Below are 18565 nucleotides of genomic sequence, written 5' to 3' on the forward strand. Positions count from 1 at the left end.
TTAGAACCGGAACTGGACGTTAGCGCCGATCGTGCGCGCGGAATCGAAGCCGAACTGCTGCTGGTAGCTTGCGATCCCGTTAGAGGCGTCGCCGGCGTCAAGGCCGATGAAGTTAGGGTTATATTCGTTCGTGCAGTTCTTGCAGAAGATCGCGATCCGCATTCCGTTATCGAACCGGACGCCTGCGCTTGCGCCGATGAGATCCGTCGTCGGCACGCGGGCGCCGGGGGCCCGGTTGATCAGGTAATTGATCGGGCTGCGGTGATACCAGTTCGCCTCGATGAAGGGGTGCGCGTTCTCCCCCACGTCGAATTCGTACATCGCCTGCAACGACGAGGCGAATTTAGGCGCCGTCGGAGTACGCAGCCCGCGGGCGTTAAACGATCCGTTTGTACAGCCCGCTTGGCCTGGATAGCACTCGGCACCTTCGAAATTGCCGAATTTGGAATCGAGGAACGTCGCTGAGCCATTGATGGAGAAACCATGGAGCGGCGTGGCGCCGATGGTGATCTCGATACCCTTGCTCTTCACTGACGCTGCATTCTGCACGACGAAGGCCTGGAGCGCGGTGTCGAGCGACTGAGTCTGATAATTTGCGAACTTCGTGTGGAAGGCGGAGACGTTGAATATCAGCTTTCGATTGAACCAGCTTGTTTTCAGCCCGATCTCGGCTGTGTCGGACTTTTCGGCACGAACGAGCAGGTCCGCGTCGGCACTCGCTGCGGTGTCATTGAAGCCCGGTCCCTTGTAGCCTCGGCCATAGGAACCGTAGAACATCGCGTCCGGAGTGATCTGGTACTGGCCGCCGACCCTCCAGCTGAAATCCGTGTGACCGTAAGACTGCGCGAAGGTTCCCGGCACGCCGAGGGGAACGAAATAGGCGTCCTCGATCTGCGTGAGGTCGATCGTTATCTCGTCCCGCGTGACGCGTCCGCCGCCGAAGATCTTGAGCGCGTCGGTCACCGCATAAGTCAGCTGACCGAAAGCGGCATAGCTGTCGGTCTTCATGCGATAGTCATTGTCCCGGCCCAGGAAGTAGCTGTTGCTGGTTGAGCATGCAGGCGGCGGAGCGCCGGGCGTCGCCACCGCGCCTACGCAGAAGGGGAAGTTCGGCAGCAGGAAACCGGGCAGATAATTGTTTCCCGCGATCTGGCCGGACTGGTCGATCGTCGAGTGGAAGTAATAGAGGCCGGCCTGTCCGGACAGACGGTTCTCCGAAGGCAGGGAAACCCTGAATTCGTTGGAGAACTGGTCGTAATTGGCATGCGAGCGATTGATGTTCGCGCCGTTGCTGTTCGTGAAATCGACGTCCAGTTGGGAGTCGAAATTGTAGAACTTCCAGGCGGCGATGTTGCTGATCACCACGCCGCCAGGGCTCGTCCAGGCGAGCGAGGCCTGCGCGCCGCCCAGCTTCAGATCACGCCAGAAGCCGCCGTCGCCGGCATAAGTGAAATTGTCGTCGCCCGCTTCGATATTGGAAGATGCCAAAGGTCCAGCGTTGACGCTGCCTGCGCCGAGCTGGCGATAGGTGCGATCATAGATCCCTGCGACGCCGTGCGATTCGGCATATTCGCCGATCACGTAAAGCTCAAGAGAAGGCGTCAGGCGTTGTAGATACTTGGCGCGGACGCCGTATTGCTCGCGATCGAGATCGTTGCGGACATCCCGGCGGCCGACGAAACTCGTCGAAGGCTCTTCATAGGAATAGGTGCCGTTCACGCGCAGCGCCCCATCCTCGCCAACAGGGATGTTGACTGTCGCACGGCCTATCATCGACCAGCTCTGGGCATCGCTTCCAGGCGTATCCCGGTTGCTGAGTTCCAGATTGCTTTCAATGCCGAAGACCCCAAGCTTGGGCCGCGCGGAGATGACGTTCAGCAGGCCGGCCGATGCGTTCTTGCCGAACAGGAGGCCTTGCGGACCATTGAGAACCTCCACCCGCTCGACGTCATTGAAAAGGCCCTGCGCAAGAAATGGCCGGCCCAGATTCACCTCGTCCAGCGAGGTGGCGACGCTGGAATCGATCGTCGTTGCGAAAGCCTGGGTGCCCACGCCGCGAACGGCAAATGTATTGTCGTTACCGACCTGAAGGCTCGGCGCCGCCAATGCCACCTGCGACAGATCGTTCACATTGCGCGATCGCAACGTGTCTCCTCCCAATGCGGTAACGCTCACCGGAACGTCCTGGAGGCGTTCCGTGCGGCGCTGGGCAGTGACCACGATTTCCGAAACCGCGTCTTCACGCGCGTTTTCCTGCGCATACGCTGGCTGGGCCATGGCAAACAGGCTCACGCCCAGAAACAGTGCAACCCTGGTCATCTTTCAAGATCCTCCCCGCACCGATCAGTCGGCGTCACCCGGATCGGATAAGGTCTACGCCAACATTCGGTCAAGCATGAATGTTAGTTATTGAAGTTCATCGATTGGGTCGCTACTTGAGTTTAGCAGGGCGCCGACCCTCACTGTGAAGAGCTACAACGGCAGACTATGATCCAGAAACGACAGCGTCCGACACAGGAAGAACGAACCGCACGCACGCGCTTGGCGCTGATCGAAGGTGCGATCTCCGTTATAGATGAGAAGGGCTATGCGGGCGCCAATACTGCGTTGATCTCCCAGCGCGCCGGCGTTTCGCGCGGTGCCTTGCTTCATCAGTTCGGCACTCGCGCGGCGCTAATGGCCGAAGTCGTAAGACACGTCTTCGAAGGCGAAATGGCGGAGTACGAGAAGGTTCGCCAGGCGACCGGCTTGGGCGATCACCTTTACGATTGGCCCCATCAGCTTTGGGCAGTGCTGTCGCGGCCAGCGGGACTTGCCGTGCTGGAAATCCTTCAGGCAACGCGCAGCGACTCCGAACTGGCCGAATTCGTTGTTCCAATGCAGGAGGAAGTCAAACGATCGGCGTTGGTAGTGATGCAGGGCGCGTTCGGCGGCGACGAAGTGCTCGCGCGCACCGTCATGCGGCTGATGGTGTGGTCGATCCGCGGGCTTTCGATTGCGGAGCGCTACCTTCCCCATAGCGAGGAGAACAAAGCAGCAGTCCGATTGCTCTCGCAACTCCTCAAAGCAGCCGTCCCCGATGGAAAGATGACGGGATTATCAGAGTTCACGACGTCCGAGAGCTAGCTAGGGCTGGCTTTCGCGGCGGACAGCAAGCGCTGCTTGAACCAGATGAGACCGGCATCGGACGCGCGGGCCGTGTGATACTGGAACATTTCGCGCATCGCCGGCATCGGGAAAGGCACGGCGCGGATTTCCAAACCGAGCAAGGGCGCATAAGTGCGCGCCAGGCGCTCATGCATCAAGGCAAGCAGATTTGTACCCGGCAAGAGCCATGGGACTAGGGAGAACGAGATCGTCGTGACCTCTATCCGCCGCTCATCGCCTTGCTGCGCCATATGGCGCTCCGCGAATGTGGGAACGCCGCCGATCCGCACCGCGACATGGCCACATCCATGGAAGGCCTTGCTGGTCATTTCGTCTTTGAAGACCGGGTTAGATCGGCAACCGACGACAACGTGTCGCTCCTCAAAAAGGAGCTCGCTTGGATGGTTCGGACCTAAAAATTCTTCAGGCGTTACCTGAAAATCGAGCTTGCCGTCGTCGAGAAGCAGCACCGTATCGTGCGTGGGGAGCACCATGTTGATTTTGATGTGCGGCGCTTCCTGCTTCAGCTTGGGCAACAAGGGGCTAAGCAGGACCGTCGAGACGTAATCGGACGCGGCAATGTCGAAGCGGCGATCTGAAGTTGCCGGGTCGAAAGCGGTAGCGCCCGAAATAAGCGCGCGCAGATTGCCGATCGCCTCGGTTACAAGGGGAGCCAGCGCCAGAGCATGCGGGGTGGCCACCATCTTGCGGCCATGCGGCACCAACAATTCATCGTTGAGCGCAATCCGCAACCGTCCCAGCGCTGCACTCATCGCCGATTGCGTTAGATTGGCACGCTGTGCGGCCCGCGTGACGTTTTGCTCTTCCAACAGCAGCTCGAGCGCGATGAGCAGGTTGAGGTCAAATTTGTCGAGGCGCATGATCTATTGATCCTGTTTGTGCATATCTACAAAAACAAAAAATTTGCTCGTTGGCAAGTCGTCGAGCACTCCTCTTCCCACAAGCTCGTAGAAGCATTGGGGAGAGAAGAACGTGCGTACATCGTGGATGGTCGGCGGCGGACTGGCGCTGGTGTTGGCAACAGGGACAGCTCACGCGCAGGATGAGACGGCACAAGCCGAGACCGGCGTGTCGCCGGCCGGTCTTACTGAAATCGTCGTTACAGCGCAGCGCAAGGTCGAGAGCGCACAGCGAGCCGGTCTTGCGATCGATGTTGTCGGCGGCGACGAACTTTCCAGAGCCGGTGTCACTAGTTCCTCAGACATCGGTAAGCTGGTGCCGGCTCTGACTGTTCAGCAGAATGGCGGCGCGAACGCCGTGTTCTTCTTGCGCGGCGTCGGCAACTTCACGGTGAATGGATACAGCGATCCTGCGATCGCCTTCAACTATGACGGCGTCTATCTCGGACGACCGACCTCGACCTCAGGCATGTTCTACGACCTCGACCGCATCGAGGTTCTCAAAGGGCCGCAGGGAACTCTGTATGGCCGCAACGCCACTGGTGGCGCCATCAACGTCTTGCCCGCAAAGCCAAAGATCGGTGAATTTTCGGGCTTTGTCGATGCGAGCTATGGCAATTACGACGCGATAAGCCTCCAAGGCGCCGTCAACGTCCCGATCGGCGAAACCGGCGCATTACGCGTCTCGGGCAACCTGACGCAGCATGACGGGTATCTCTCCGATGGAACTTCGGACGACCGCAGCCGCGCCTTCCGCGTTCAATACCTGGCGGAACTCACGCCCGATCTGACGATCCGGGTAAGCGGAGACTATTCGCAGACCGGCGGCAAGGGCGCCGGATCGACTTATCAGGGCCGTTATGTACCGAACGGTGCAGGCGGGCTTTCTTTCATACCGTCGGGCCTAGATGCCTCTGTCGGTCTGCTCGACCCTGCCTCGCAAGCATACCGTCAGACCCTGTTTCTTGGTCTTTCAGGACGCACAGCCGCGCCCCTCGATCCAGATGTTTATCTCAACAACAAATTCTACGGAACAAGCGCCGAGATCACCTGGAAAACCGGCGCGGGAACTCTGACAATTTTGCCAGCCTGGCGTTACTCGGACCTGGACAATAAATTTGCAGCGCCCGGGTTCATTGGCTACATTCAGGAAAAAGATGAACAGTTCAGCCTCGAAGCGCGGTTTGCCGGCGAGCGCATCGGAATATTCGACTATATTCTTGGCGCCTACATGTTCGACGAGAACGTCGACGGCAACTACACCTTCGCGCAGCAGGCACTCAACGCTTACCAGGAATTCCAGTCCGACACTCGCTCTTATGCTGTATTCGGGCGCCTTACCGCTAATCTGAGCGACAGGTTGCGTCTGATCGGCGGCCTGCGCTGGACCCGCGATGAAAAGCAGTTCGACGGTCGGGCCGACGTCTTTCTCGTGCGCTGCACCCGGACGGTCAATTTCGTGCCGAGCTGCCCGACCACTCCGCTCCTTCCCGTAGGCGACAACTACACGCAATTGCAGCCGCCCTTCATCGTCCCGCCCGTCGGCGGGGTCACGCCCATCGGCTCCAGCGGCGCGATCCTGATCCGGGCGGTGACGCCGGTTCAATCCGAACTTACTCGTTCCAAGCTCACTTGGAGGGCGGGTCTAGAATTCGACTTCGCACCGCGCTCGCTCTTCTATGCCAGCGTCGAGACCGGCTATCGGTCGGGCGGCTTCTCGCTTTCCGCCGGTTACGAGACTTTCGATCCGGAATACATTACGGCCTATACCGTTGGGCTCAAGAACCGCTTCTTCGACAATCGCTTGCAGATCAATTTGGAAGCATTCCTGTGGAAGTACCGCGACCAGCAGATCAATCACACCGGCGTTGATGCGGCCGGCAACCAGGGCCAGTTCACCGAAAATGCCGGACGCTCGACCAACAAGGGGTTCGAGGTCGAGGCGCAATTCTTGCTCACGCCTACGACGCTACTCAGCGCCCAGGTCCAGTATCTTGATGCCAAGTTCAAGGACTTCATTTACCGCGAGCCGATCGGCGCAACGCCGCCGCTCACGGGCTGCCCTTACGCACCGAGCGCAACCGCCGCTGGGCAGTACGATATCAACTGCTCGGGGAACCAAGCTTACCAGTCACCGAAGTGGACCGTCAATCTCGGCGCCCAGCAGACGCTTGAACTGGGCGACTACAAGCTGATCTTCGCAGCCGACACGCAATATCGCACGAGCCGCTATGTTGCCTTCCAGTATCTCCCTCAGCAACGGGTCGGAGACACCTGGGTCACCAATGCGAATCTCACCTTCACGCCAGAAGGCGAAAGATGGTCGATCGGCGCGTTCGTGCGCAACATCGAGAACAATCGCGTGCCGGTTGCGGGTCTTACCTACAACGCCGCTAATGCTGCCACCGTGGTGACTTCTCCGCCCCGGACCTACGGCCTGCGTGCCGGGGTAAAGTTCTGATGCAAGGCGATATCGTTGAACCGCTTGCATGGCACGAACGCTGGGCGCCGACGATGCTGTCTTTGCTGCGTGTGGCCGCGGGCTTGCTATTCCTCACACACGGCACTCAGAAGCTGTTGGGTTATCCCGCTCCTTCAGAATTTGGGATCGTGCCGCTCTTCGGCCTGATGGGGTTCGCTGGGATACTTGAACTCGTTGGCGGCATTTTGCTGACCGTGGGACTGTTCACCCGATCGGTGGCCTTCATCCTCTCGGCGATGATGGCGGTCGCCTACTTCATGGTTCACGCGCCGATGGGTTTCTATCCAATCCTCAATAAAGGTGAACTCGCGGTCCTCTTCTGTTTCAATTTTCTGCTGCTCAGCGTCGTTGGTGCAGGAAAATGGAGCGTTGATCACGTTTTCTTCGGCAGGTTCAAGCAGCAGGTGACCCGTCATACATGATGCGGATCTTAATCATTCACGGCAAACGAAGCGGGAGAAACTTCCACGACGAAATCGGGTCGGTACGGCTCTGCCCGGGGAACAGCCAGCCATGGGGCAGCATGACGCCGCGCCGTCTGCCCTCACAGCCGCAGCAGTTCGAGCAATTGCGGTGACGGAACAGAGCGAAACCAAATTCGCGGAGTCATTTCCGGCTCACGGGCGAAAAGCGAGTGAGTTCTACGAGGTCACACGCCTCAGCTCTGCCATAGCTCTTGTCGACGCCGGCCTAGGGCCTTCGGTTCTCCCAAGACTTGCCTGTATGGGCCCGGAAGCGCGTGACCTCGTCTGGCGGCCCATTCAAGGCGAATCGGTGTTCCGAACGATTGGCGTTCTTCGCCGCCCCAACGCGCCGCTATCGCCAGCCGCCATGAGGCTTTTGGCTTTACTGGAAGCGGCCTGGAGTAGCGCCACGAAGTAGCGTGGCACCGTTCCAGCGTGAAACGAGGAGCGACGCGGCTATGTTGGCGGTTGCGCTGGTGACGGCTCGGAATTCGGACAGCAGTCGGTCGACCGCGATCAGCATGGCGGCAGCCGCGATAGGGACGTCGGGAAGCAGCGAAAGGGTTAACAGCAAGGCCGAGAACCCGCTCCCGGTCACACCCGCCGCAGCTTTCGACGTAATCAGCATAACGGCAAAGTAGACGGCGAGCCGCTCCGGCGGCAGATCGATGCCCAGCGCTTCGGCGAGAAACAGGGTCGCCACCATCAGATAGACCGCAGTACCTGCAAGATTGAGAGTATATCCCAGAGGAACCGTCAGACCGACCACACTGCGCGGACACCCCAAACTTTCAAGTTTGGTAATGAGTCTGGGCAGCACGACTTCCGTCGAAGAGGTCCCAAGGATGATTAGAAACTCGTCGCGAAACGTCTGGATGGGGTGACCCGGCCGGATTCCGGTGGCGATGCGCACGGCGATAAGGAGCACCGCCAGCAGAGTTCCGCACGCGATCGCCAGAGTGAGGATCAGAAGTCCGAGTGATCCGATGAAGCTGAGCCCGTAGCTTCCCACGGTAAAGGCGATTGCGCCGAACGCCCCGACCGGGGCGGCGCGGATCAAGAAACCAAAGATCGTGAACTGAAGCTTGGTCAGAGCTTCGACTGCTCGGACGATCGACTTGCCCTGCTCGCCGATGCGCAGCAACCCGAAACCGACGAGGCCCGCTACGAACAGGACCGGCAACACGTCTCCGGCGGTAAAGGCCGAGAACAACGTCTCGGGGATCATGCGGATAAGGAAGTCTCCCGGCCCGTCGATCCTCTCGGAAGACAGATGTTGCTGCAATTCGCCGCTTGCGAGCACACTCGCAGGCACGCTCAACCCATTGCCCGGTTGCAGGAGACTGCCGACGGACAGGCCGATGAGCAGCGCCGCGACGGTCACGATGATAAACACCGCGACGCTGCGCAACACTGTAGTGCCGGTATCGCGGGCCGCGCCGTGTCTCACGATGCCCTCGACGATCGTGCAGAACAGGACCGGCGGCACCATCATTCGCATGGCTTTCACAAAGGCAATGCCGAAAGGCGCCATGTCCACGGCGACCTTCGGGCACGCCCAGCCCAGCCCAATCCCGGCAAGAATGCCGATAACCATCTGGACATAAAGCGGCTTCAGTACGCGCGACAATGTGCTCTCCCAACGAAGGCACCGAATTTAGGCGCCATTCGCATAAAGAGGCCCGATAAACCGAGAGTGGTCGTGTCGAACTTTTTCGTTCAAAAATCACATTGTTCTCGCACCAAACACATTGACAACCAAATTGGTTGAGAATAGCTGCCGAAGCACATGAGGCGACTCTCCCAAGGCTGAAGCCGGGAGCTTTTCCCGAGGCGACAACGCCAGGCCCTCGCCGTTATCGTACCAATAGCTCTACAGGGGGTCATCTTGTCACGCGCCTTTCTGCGCACTGCCGCCCTTTCGGCAGTCGTCTTGCCCGTTCTCGCAGCATCGCCATCCGCGGCGGTGGCCGCGCCTCAAGACACTCTCGCCATCGTCGGCGCGACCGTTTTCGATGGAACGGGGGCAGAGCCCCGGAAGGCCGACGTGCTCATCGAGAACGGCCGGATCTTGCAGGTGGGAACGAACCTGCGGTTCCCTACAGGAACCCGAAAGATCGCCGCCAAAGGTGCAGCCCTTCTCCCTGGCCTTTTCGACCTCCATTCGCACTGGACGCCGTCCGGCGTTCCGGCAACGACCCCGCAGATCGCGACGGAATACCTCAAAAACGGCGTCACCTCGGTCAGCGATTTCCATGAGCAGCCCGAATCCTATCTTCCGCGCCGGGAATGGCTTGCCCAAATCGCCTCGCCCCATGTCGCTTTCGCCGCCCGCATCAGCACGCCTGGCGGTCACGGCGCCGATTGGGGCGATCAGGCGACGACGATCTGGATCAATACGCCGGAAGCCGCACGGGCGGCGGTAAAAAGCCTGCTTCCCTACAAGCCGGACTTCATCAAGGCTTTTGCCGACGGATGGCGCTACGGCACGGCGGCGGACAACACCAGCATGGACGAAGCCACGCTGGCGGCGCTTTCCTCGGCTGCGCATGCGAACGGCCTCGAAGTGCTGACCCACACCGTCACCGTCGATCGCGGCGTGACAGCGGCGCGCGCCGGGGTGGATTCGCTGGCGCACTCGATGCAGGATCGCCGTCTCGACGCGGATACCATCGCTCTGATCCGCAAGTCCGGTATGGCCGTCATCCCCACCCTGGCCGTCTACGAGCCGCAGAAGCCCGGCAGCGCGCCGCGCGATCGCAGCGATCCCAAGGTCGCGCAGTCCTTCGCCAAGTTCGACAATGCGCTCTTCAACGCGAAGGCCCTGTTCGACGCAGGCGTGCCGATCGGCGTCGGCACCGACGCGGGGATGCCGGGCACACCGCACGGCGCCTCTACCATTCGCGAACTGGAACTCCTGGTGCGCGCCGGCCTGTCGCCTGCGCAGGTTCTGACCGCCGCCACGTCGGTCAGCGCCCGGATCCTCCATCTCGACGAGGATCGCGGCACGATCGCGCCGGGCAAGCGCGCCGACCTCATCCTAGTCGGCGGCAAGCCCTGGAACGACATCGCCGACATTCGCAAGGTCGACAGGGTCTTCGTGGACGGCAAGCTCGTGCTTGGCCGCGGCGCACCGGCACTTCCTAGTGGTAATCAAAGCGATCGCCTGCCTTCCGCGCAAGTCGCGTCGCTCGTCGACGATTTCGAACGCCCGGACGGTCGCTCCAGCCTCGATACCCTGCGCCTCGAAACCGGCGACGGCGGCCTCGACCGCACGGTGGAGATTTCGCAGATCGTTCCCCGCGACGGCGGCGGCCATGCCCTGCTCGTTTCCGCCCGCATGGCGCAGAAAGCGGAAGCCTATGCCGGTGTCGCCATCCCGCTCACGCGCGGATCGGTGCGTCCCGTCGATCTCCATCGCTACACGGGCATCCGTTTCGCCGTGAAGGGCGCGGGGTCCTACAGCCTACAGTTCAACGGCCTCGACGGTCGGTGGAGCAGGGACTTCGGCGCAGGCGAAGGCTGGACCTCGATCGACGTGCCCTTCAGCGACCTCAAGGCCGTGCCGAGCCGCAAGGGGCCAGGTCCTGCCTGGACCGGCGACGGTATCGTCCAGGTCGAACTCGGTGCCCAGCGTGCACCGGGCGAGCGCATCGCGTTCGAGATCGACGACATCCGTTTCTACTGATCGCAACCGCGCCGAACGCGCGGACATCATCACCCGCGCGCCGGTTACGGGCGCGCAACTCAACAGGGACAGTTTCACATGCGTAATCGTCGCGCCTGTTTCAGGCAGGTTCTTCTTGCGTCTTCCGTACTCGGCCTGAGCATCGCCCAGACCGCCCATGCGCAGGACGGCACCGAGGCATCCGACGGTGCCAAGGCCAGCGAGATCGTCGTCGTCGGCAGCCAGATCAAGGGCGCCAAAGTCAATGAAGCGCTTCCTGTCACTGTGGTGGACCGCTCGCAGATCGACGCCGTGGGCGCGGTCTCGGGCGACGAGCTGTTCCGCTCGATCCCGCAGATGGGCGACGTTTCATTCAATAGCACCAATGGCGGCACCAGCAGCAATTTCGCGCGCGGCGACGTGGGCTCGATCAACTTGCGCAATCTCGGCGTGGGCAACACGCTGGTCCTGCTGAACGGCCGGCGTGTCGTCCAGCATCCGGGCAGCCAGGCCGACGGCAATCTCGTGCCTGTCATCACCTACAACAGCAATGCCATCCCCGTCGCCGGACTGGACCGCCTCGAAGTGCTGCGCGACGGTGCGGCGGCCATCTACGGCACCGATGCGGTGGCGGGCGTGGTCAATACCGTGCTTCGCGACGATGTCGAAGGCGGCCACGTCGAAGTCCAGTATGGCGGCGCCGAAGGCACCGGCCTGCGCGAACTTCAGGTCAACGGGCTTCTCGGCCACAACTTCGCGGAGAACCGGGGGAACTTCACGCTCGCCTTCAGCTATACCGACCGCACCGCGCTCGATTCCACCGATCAGGACTTCACCGCTTCGGCGGACAAGCGTCCGCTGTTCGAAGGAACCCGCTTCGAGGGTGCAACCTCGCTCGACCGTCGCAGCACGCTCAGCCCCTGGGGCGATTTCCAGACGCCGGCAAGCTTCGGAACCGTTCGCGCGAACGGCACGGCGCTGACGAATGCCTCCGGCCAGTTCCATATCCAGCCGGCGACCAACAGCGGCTGCCAGATCGGCCTGGGCAACGGCATCTGTCTCGATGACGGTAACCGCGCCACCGCAGGCGCCGACCGCAACTTGCGTTCGGACGGCCAGGCCAACTATCCGCTCTCGGTCATTCCCTCGCTCAAGCGCATCAATCTCTTCACCACCGCCCACTACGATCTGACCGACGACCTGACGCTGTTCGGGGAAGCCGGTTACTACCTGGCGCAGACCGAGAGCGTGCAGGACAGCGTGTTCTCGATCGGGTCGATCAGGATGACGATCCCGGCCTCGAATTACTGGAACCCGTTCGGGGCTGCCACCCTGCCCGACGGCACGGCCAATCCCAACCGGATCGCCGGCCTCAACATTCCGGCAGCCGGCCTTCCGGTCACGATCACCAATTACCGCTTCGGCGACCTTGGCCCGACGCGGGTCAAAGTGGAAAACCAGCAGACCCGCTTCCTGCTCGGCTTGCGCGGCACGTTCGGCAAGTTCAACTGGGAAACCGCGGGCCTCTACTCCGAAGCGACCGTCGTCGACCGTCAGACCGGTGTCAGCGCCACCGCGCTTCAGGCCAATCTCGCGCTCTCGACCCCCAATGCCTACAATCCGTTCAACGGCGGCAATCTGGCCAATCCCTCGGGCGTGGACACGACGCTCAGCAACCAGGCCGCACTGGACGCCATATCGGTCGTCGCCAAGCGTCGCGGCAAGACGACCCTCGCCCTCGGCGACTTCAAGATCTCCACGCCCGACCTGCTCACGCTCCCGGGCGGCAATGTCGGCTTTGCGGCCGGCGTCGAACTGCGCCGCGACACCCAGCTCGACGACCGCGACTCCCGCGTCGACGGCACGATCACCTGGACAGACACGGTGACCGGCACGGTCCAGCCCAGCGACCTGTTCGGCGTCAGCCCCACGCCCGACACCTTCGGTGCGCGCACGGTGGGCGCAGCCTATGCGGAACTCGCCATCCCGCTGGTCTCGCCCGAAATGAACGTGCCGCTGGTGCGCAAGCTGGAAGTGCAGGTGGCGGGCCGCTACGAGCATTACAGCGACTTTGGCAGCATCGCCAAACCCAAGGTCGCCGCAGCCTGGGACGTGGTGGACGGCATCCGTTTGCGCGGTTCCTGGGCCCAGGGCTTCCGCGCGCCCAACCTCGAACAGATGAACGCCTCACTGGTGACGCGCGGCAACACCCGCACCGACTACGTGCGCTGCGAGGCGGACCTTCAGGCCGGGCGCATCGCTTCTTTCGCCAATTGCTCGCAGTCTTACGTCGCCACCGCGCAGCGCTCGGGCAATCCCGACCTGAAGCCCGAAACCTCCACCAACTGGTCGTTCGGCGCCGTGCTGGAACCGCGTTTCATCCCCTCGCGCTTCGGTGATTTCACCTTCACCGTGGACTACTGGCAGATCAAGCAGAAGGGCATCGTCGGCCTGTTCGGCGAGGGCAATGCGCTGATCCTCGACTATCTGCTGCGCCAGCAGGGTTCGTCGAACCCCAACGTCATCCGTCTAGCGCCCACGGCCGACGACGTGGCGCTCGTGGCCGGAACCGACCTGGCCCCGGTCGGCGTCGTCCAATACGTCAAGGACCAGTACGTCAACCTGCAACCGCAGACCGTGCGCGGGCTCGACATGACGTTCGCCTGGCAATTGCGCGATACCGGCATCGGCAGCTTCGCCGTCAACGTCAATGCCGCACGCCTCCTCAAGTACTACCGCGCGCCTTCGCCGGAAATCGCCGCCCTGCTGGAAGCGCGGGATGCGGGCCAGATCAACGCCGGAACCGCGATCACCGGCGGCGGCGATCTCGTGCGCCAGGATGGTCTGCCCAAGTGGCGCCTTTCCGGCTCGCTGACCTGGAGTCTCGGCGGCCTCACCGTCGGCGCCTTCACCCAGTACATCAGCAGCGTCGATGACACCGGGCTGACCGATTCCGCCGGTAACGACTGGGTCGTCAAGGGCCAGGTCACCGCCAATCTCTACCTTCAATACGCCTTCCGGGACGGCGCACTCGACGGCACGAGCTTCCGCATCGGTGCCCGCAACGTGACCAACGAAAAGCCGCCGCTGGACTCGGGCTCCTACGGCTACAACGGCGCGCTGTACCAGCCTTACGGCCGCTACTGGTACGCCAGCGTCCGCAAGTCGTTCTGATCCGCTTCTGCCCGGCTTTTCCGTCATCATAGGAAAAGGCCGGGCATCACCCCACCCGTCCCCCGAACAGGAGAAGCGCTCGTGCGCATCCGAAACCGCCAACCGCTGACGCACCGTCGTTCAATGATCGGCCTTGCCGCCCTCTCCTTCGCGCTGTCGCTTTCCGCGTGTGCAACCGGGGGCGCGCAAGCTCGTCGCGCGCCCGAGCCGACCCCGATCGCAGGCGCGAAACCACCCGCCTCTCCTGCCGATCCCTATCCCAGCACTTACCGCCCCCGTCCCTCGGTCCAGACCGCCATCGTCAATGCGACGATCCTCACCGCCACCGGCCTCCGGATCGAGCACGGCACGGTCGTCATGGACGGCGGCACGATTCTTGCCGTCGGTGCCGACGTGACTCCGCCCGCGGGCGCCACGATCATCGACGGCACCGGCAAGTGGGTGACGCCCGGCGTCATCGATGCCCACTCGCACCTCGGCGTATTCCCGGCGCCCGGCGTTCAGGGTCATGCCGACGGCAACGAGAACATCGACCCCAATACCGCGCAAGTCTGGGCCGAGCACTCGATCTGGCCTCAGGACCCCGTCTTCAACAAGGCGCGCGCCGGCGGCGTGACCACGCTGCTGGTCCTGCCCGGTTCGGCGAACCTGTTCGGCGGACGCGGCGTGGCCGTGAAGAACGTGCCTGCCGTGACCGAGCAGCAGATGAAGTTCCCCGGCGCGCCCTATGCGCTCAAGATCGCCTGCGGCGAAAACCCCAAGGGCCGCTACGGCAGCCGCGGCCGCGCTCCGGCAACCCGCATGGGCGAAGTCGCCGGATTCCGGAAGGCCTGGATCGACGCCGCCGAATATGCCCGCAAGTGGGATGGCTACGAGCGCAAGCGCGAACGCGGCGAAGCGGCCGAGGCGCCCAAGCGCGATCTCGCTCTCGAAACCATGGCCGGCGTGCTCAAGGGCGAAATCCTCGTCCAGAACCACTGCTATCGCGCCGACGAGATGGCGGTGATGATCGACGTTTCCAAGGAGTTCGGCTACAAGACCCGCGCCTTCCACCATGCCGTGGAAGCGTACAAGATCGCCGATCTGCTCAAGGAAAACGACATCTGCGTCGCGATCTGGGCGACACGGTGGGGCTTCAAGATGGAAGCCTACGACGGCATCGAGGAAAACGCCGCCATTCTTACCGAGAAGGGCGTTTGCGTGGCCATCCATTCCGACGAGCAGCGCCTGACCCAGCGCCTCAATGTGGAAAGCGCGGTTGCACTGGCCGCCGGTCGCCGCGCCGGGATCGACATTCCGGAAGCCGAGGCCGTGAAGTGGTTCACCGCCAATCCGGCCCGGATCATGGGCATTGCCGACAGGACCGGCACGCTCGAAACCGGCAAGAACGCCGATGTCGTGCTCTGGACCCGCGATCCCTTCAGCGTTTACGCGATCGCCGAGAAGGTCTTCATCGACGGTGCGCTCGTCCATGATGCCGACACCCCCCGGAACAACCACCGCTCCGACTTCGAACTCGGCCAGCCCAACGGAGGGCTTTGACATGCTGCGCAGCTTCATCAGTTCTCTTGCCATCGCCGCATCGCTTGCCGCTTTTCCGGCCGGAGCCGAGACCCTGGCAATCGTCAACGCCCATATCCTCACCCCAGGGCCAGTAGGCGAAGTCGATAGCGGCACGATCGTCGTGCGGGACGGCGTGATCGCCGCCGCCGGCAAAGGCGTCGCCGTGCCCTCCGGCGCGCGGATCGTCGATGCCCAAGGCCACATCGTCACACCCGGTCTCGTAGCGGTCAACACGGCGCTCGGACTTACCGAGGTAAGCTCGGTCAGCGGTACGCGAGACGACCGCAACCGCAACAAACAGATCAGCGCCGCCTTCGATGTCCAGTACGGACTGAACGGGAATTCGACATTGATCCCGGTGGCGCGGCTTGGCGGCGTCACCAGCGCGATCGTCGTTCCGGGCTATGACGATCGCGACGAGGACCGACAGCTTCCCTTCGGCGGTCAGGCGGCGGCAATCTCGCTCGGCCAGGGCGCGCGCCTGCTGCTCAAGGCTCGGGTTGGCATGGTCCTGGAATTCGGCGAGGACGGCGCCACCCGCGCCGGCGGTTCGCGCGCGGCGGAATTCGTGGAACTGCGCAGTCTGCTCGACAACGTGAAGTTCTACCGCACGCACAAGGCCGCCTACGACAGCGGCAACTTGCGCGATCTTGGCCTCTCACGCCCGGACCTCGAAGCCCTGTTGCCCGTTCTGGACGGCACCTTGCCGCTGATCGTCGATGTCCATCGCGCATCCGACATTTCCGAAGTGCTGCGTCTCGCCAGGGAATACCGCCTGCGCGTGATCCTGAGCGGCGCCGAAGAAGGGTGGATGGTCGCTCCGGAGATCGCCGCCGCACGTGTCCCGGTCCTGCTCAATCCCACTGCAAACGTGCCCCAGAGCTTCGAATTGCTGGGCGCTACGCTGGAGAACGCCAAGCGGCTGTCGGCTGCCGGTGTCGATATAGCCGTGGAAGGGAACGACGGCGGCCCGCGCGTCCGGGACTTGCGCTACAATGCCGGCATCGCCGTGTCGCGCGGACTGCCCTACGCGAAGGCGATCGAGGCTGTAACGCTCGCTCCGGCCCGGATTTTCGGGCTGGACGGCCAGGTCGGCTCCATCGCCTCCGGCAAGCGTGCAGATCTCGTGATCTGGGGCGGCGATCCGCTCGAACCGCTCAGCGAGGCTTTACGCATTATCGTCGGCGGACAGGAACAGCCGCTGACCTCTCGCGCCGAAGAACTACGCGATCGCTATCGGGAATGAGCGCAAGCGGCTGACGGTGCCGCTAAAAGAAGGCCCGAGATTTTTATCTCGGGCCAGACAATTATCCAATGCGGTGAGCGGACCGCAGACGCCCGCTCTTCACGGCATCTGGGATCTCGACGAACTCTACTATCTCACCGACGATCCTTCCGAGAACAACAACCTCCTCGCCCAACCGGGACCCGAGGCACTGGCCGAGTGGTTGAGCCACAAGCAGATGCGGGTGTGCGCAACGAACTGCGCCGTCCCCGCCGCGCTGCTGGTCAAGCGTTCCCGCGCTAATGTGGTAGAGCCCCGGCTTGTCCTCGAACGTCCAGACCACGGCGCAGCCGCTGCACTCCCCCGTTGGTTGCTGACAATTTATCCTTGAGGTGACATGCACCCGACGGCATGGGACCGTTGATGACTTCGAGCTCGCGCGATAATCCGAAAAGCCCATCGCCTGATGCGAAAGCGTCGCTGCGCCATGCGCTGCTCGAAGCGACGCTGCGCATGGCCTATGAAGACGGGTTCGACGGCGTCAGCCTCCGCTCGGTGAGCGCGCAGGTCGGCAAAAGCACGACGGTCATCTTCCAGCACTTCGGTGGACGGCAGGGCCTGATTGATGCCGCGCTCGATCATGCAGTGGCGGGCGAGCGTCAGCGCCACGATGCCTTGCTTGCCGAACTCGGCGGTTTCCCTCAGGAGCCTGCGGCGCTGACAGAACTCGTGGCCTATTACGTGCTCGCCGCCGACGCCTCCCTCACGGCACGCTTCTGTCTTGAGGCTACGCTCCGTGCCGAGCAGCTGACCGATCCGGCGCCGAGGGTACGCGCATGGCGCGATATCCGCAGCACATTCTGGGCTGCGGCGGCACCTGCGTCCTCGCCCTCGCACATCCATCTGCTGGCGGATTATACGATCATGGAGCAGGCATTCTGCACCGCCCTACGCTGCGAGCCCGCATACGACCAGCTGCTTCGCGCCACCGCCCGCGCGGCCTGCACGCGCCGCATCGCCGCCGATCCGGAGGCGGACAATCCCATCCTCGCATGGGCGCGCGCCGCTGCCTTCCCCGAACCGGACGGGCAGGCAGAAGGAGCCGCGCCGATGGAGCCACTGCTTGCCACGGTGGCCCAGCGCATCGCCGCGGAAGACATCGACGGCATCAACCTGCGGCGCATCGCCATGGAAGAAGGCGTGCCCCCGTCGCTGATCATCTATCACTACGGGGATTTCGCAGCGTTCCTTTCGGCGGCGATCTGGCGGGCGATGATGCATGAACTGCCGGGCTATCTCGACCGGAGCCACCGCACTGACGACGAGGCGCGGGCAGGGTGGCTGGATGGACTGCAGGCCGCCGTCGATCCGGTGCCGGGCGAAGGGTCGCGCGGGTTCTACGTGCGCTATGCCCGCATCCTGGGGCAGGTGTGCCTGCTGGCCCGCCAGCGGGGCGAGCTTGTCCAGCTCGTGCGCCAGCTGCGCGCGATCGAAGGGATGGGCATCCACCACGCCAGCCTCACCGCGTGGCCCCGCGAGCACAGGCTGGACCCGGCGGCGGCCTCCACCTTCTCGATCTGGATCAAGGCCCATGCCCTTGCGCGAATCGGTGCGCCGACGCCGCCCGATAGCCCCGGCGAGATGGTCGCAGTGCTTCGCGCGCTGACGGACAGCGTCAGCTGAAAATTTGAACCAGCGTTTTTTCTTGCCGCTCCCGAGCGTGAAAAGCGCCTGAGTTTCTTGACTTTCTGGTCGTCATTGGCCGCTTTTTCCGTTCCGGTAATTTGAACCGACGTCACTGAACTGACGCATTATCCCTCTAGGCGCCGACTCGTTGAATTGCCGTTACCGTGTGGTGGGGCATCTGGAAATGGGCGCTGCCGGACATCCCTGAACGTGGGGACGGCTTGGCAAGAACAGGGA

13 protein-coding genes are annotated in these 18565 nt (G+C 62.7%); 10 read left to right on the forward strand and 3 right to left on the reverse strand.

Annotated elements, in window-relative coordinates; all coding sequences use genetic code 11:
• On the reverse strand, positions 1–2319 hold the full coding sequence (locus tag RT424_RS14805) for a TonB-dependent receptor (RefSeq protein WP_313439764.1): 2319 nt from the start codon (positions 2317–2319) through the stop codon (positions 1–3).
• A gap of 222 nt (positions 2320–2541) precedes the next feature.
• Here RT424_RS14805 and RT424_RS14810 point away from each other — a divergent pair, with 222 nt between their 5' ends.
• Positions 2542–3126, forward strand: coding sequence for a helix-turn-helix domain-containing protein (locus RT424_RS14810; RefSeq protein ID WP_313439767.1), 585 nt, complete (start codon positions 2542–2544; stop codon positions 3124–3126).
• Here the strand turns inward: RT424_RS14810 and RT424_RS14815 are convergent.
• Entirely contained in the window at positions 3123–4028 is a 906-nt protein-coding gene (locus tag RT424_RS14815) for a LysR family transcriptional regulator (RefSeq protein ID WP_313439770.1), read from the reverse strand. The genes RT424_RS14810 and RT424_RS14815 overlap by 4 nt on opposite strands.
• A gap of 112 nt (positions 4029–4140) precedes the next feature.
• On the opposite strand from RT424_RS14815, the gene RT424_RS14820 reads away from it, so the two are divergent.
• The 3 genes from RT424_RS14820 to RT424_RS14830 all read left to right on the forward strand — a co-directional run bounded on the left by RT424_RS14820 (position 4141) and on the right by RT424_RS14830 (position 7431).
• Entirely contained in the window at positions 4141–6528 is a 2388-nt protein-coding gene (locus tag RT424_RS14820) for a TonB-dependent receptor domain-containing protein (RefSeq protein WP_313439773.1), read from the forward strand.
• Entirely contained in the window at positions 6528–6971 is a 444-nt protein-coding gene (locus RT424_RS14825; RefSeq protein ID WP_313439776.1) for a DoxX family protein, read from the forward strand. The genes RT424_RS14820 and RT424_RS14825 overlap by 1 nt, the downstream gene beginning before the upstream one ends.
• Positions 6972–7062: 91 nt before the next feature.
• Positions 7063–7431, forward strand: a complete 369-nt coding sequence (locus tag RT424_RS14830; protein ID WP_313439779.1) for a LysR substrate-binding domain-containing protein — start codon at positions 7063–7065, stop codon at positions 7429–7431.
• Here RT424_RS14830 and RT424_RS14835 read toward each other — a convergent pair.
• Complete coding sequence (locus RT424_RS14835; RefSeq protein ID WP_313439782.1) at positions 7396–8643, reverse strand: cation:dicarboxylate symporter family transporter; 1248 nt, start codon at positions 8641–8643, stop codon at positions 7396–7398. The two genes, RT424_RS14830 and RT424_RS14835, sit on opposite strands and share 36 nt — an antisense overlap.
• Positions 8644–8979: 336 nt before the next feature.
• Here RT424_RS14835 and RT424_RS14840 point away from each other — a divergent pair, with 336 nt between their 5' ends.
• The 6 genes from RT424_RS14840 (at position 8980) to RT424_RS14865 (ending at position 18325) form a co-directional block, all read left to right on the forward strand.
• Complete coding sequence (locus RT424_RS14840; RefSeq protein WP_313439785.1) at positions 8980–10701, forward strand: amidohydrolase family protein; 1722 nt, start codon at positions 8980–8982, stop codon at positions 10699–10701.
• Positions 10702–10779: 78 nt separating this feature from the next.
• Positions 10780–13854, forward strand: coding sequence for a TonB-dependent receptor domain-containing protein (locus RT424_RS14845; protein ID WP_313439788.1), 3075 nt, complete (start codon positions 10780–10782; stop codon positions 13852–13854).
• 123 nt (positions 13855–13977) lie between these two features.
• Positions 13978–15396 carry an amidohydrolase gene (locus RT424_RS14850; protein WP_409521508.1) on the forward strand — a complete coding sequence of 473 codons (1419 nt, stop codon included), beginning with the start codon at positions 13978–13980 and terminating at the stop codon, positions 15394–15396.
• Between the two features lies 1 nt (position 15397).
• Entirely contained in the window at positions 15398–16663 is a 1266-nt protein-coding gene (locus RT424_RS14855; protein ID WP_313439794.1) for an amidohydrolase family protein, read from the forward strand.
• 73 nt (positions 16664–16736) lie between these two features.
• Positions 16737–17033, forward strand: a complete 297-nt coding sequence (locus RT424_RS14860; protein WP_313439797.1) for a hypothetical protein — start codon at positions 16737–16739, stop codon at positions 17031–17033.
• A gap of 32 nt (positions 17034–17065) precedes the next feature.
• Positions 17066–18325, forward strand: coding sequence for a TetR/AcrR family transcriptional regulator (locus RT424_RS14865; protein WP_313439800.1), 1260 nt, complete (start codon positions 17066–17068; stop codon positions 18323–18325).
• The last annotated feature ends 240 nt before the right edge of the window (positions 18326–18565 follow it).

The sequence above is a fragment of the Novosphingobium sp. genome (assembly GCF_032093395.1).
Classification (GTDB): Bacteria; Pseudomonadota; Alphaproteobacteria; order Sphingomonadales; family Sphingomonadaceae; genus Novosphingobium.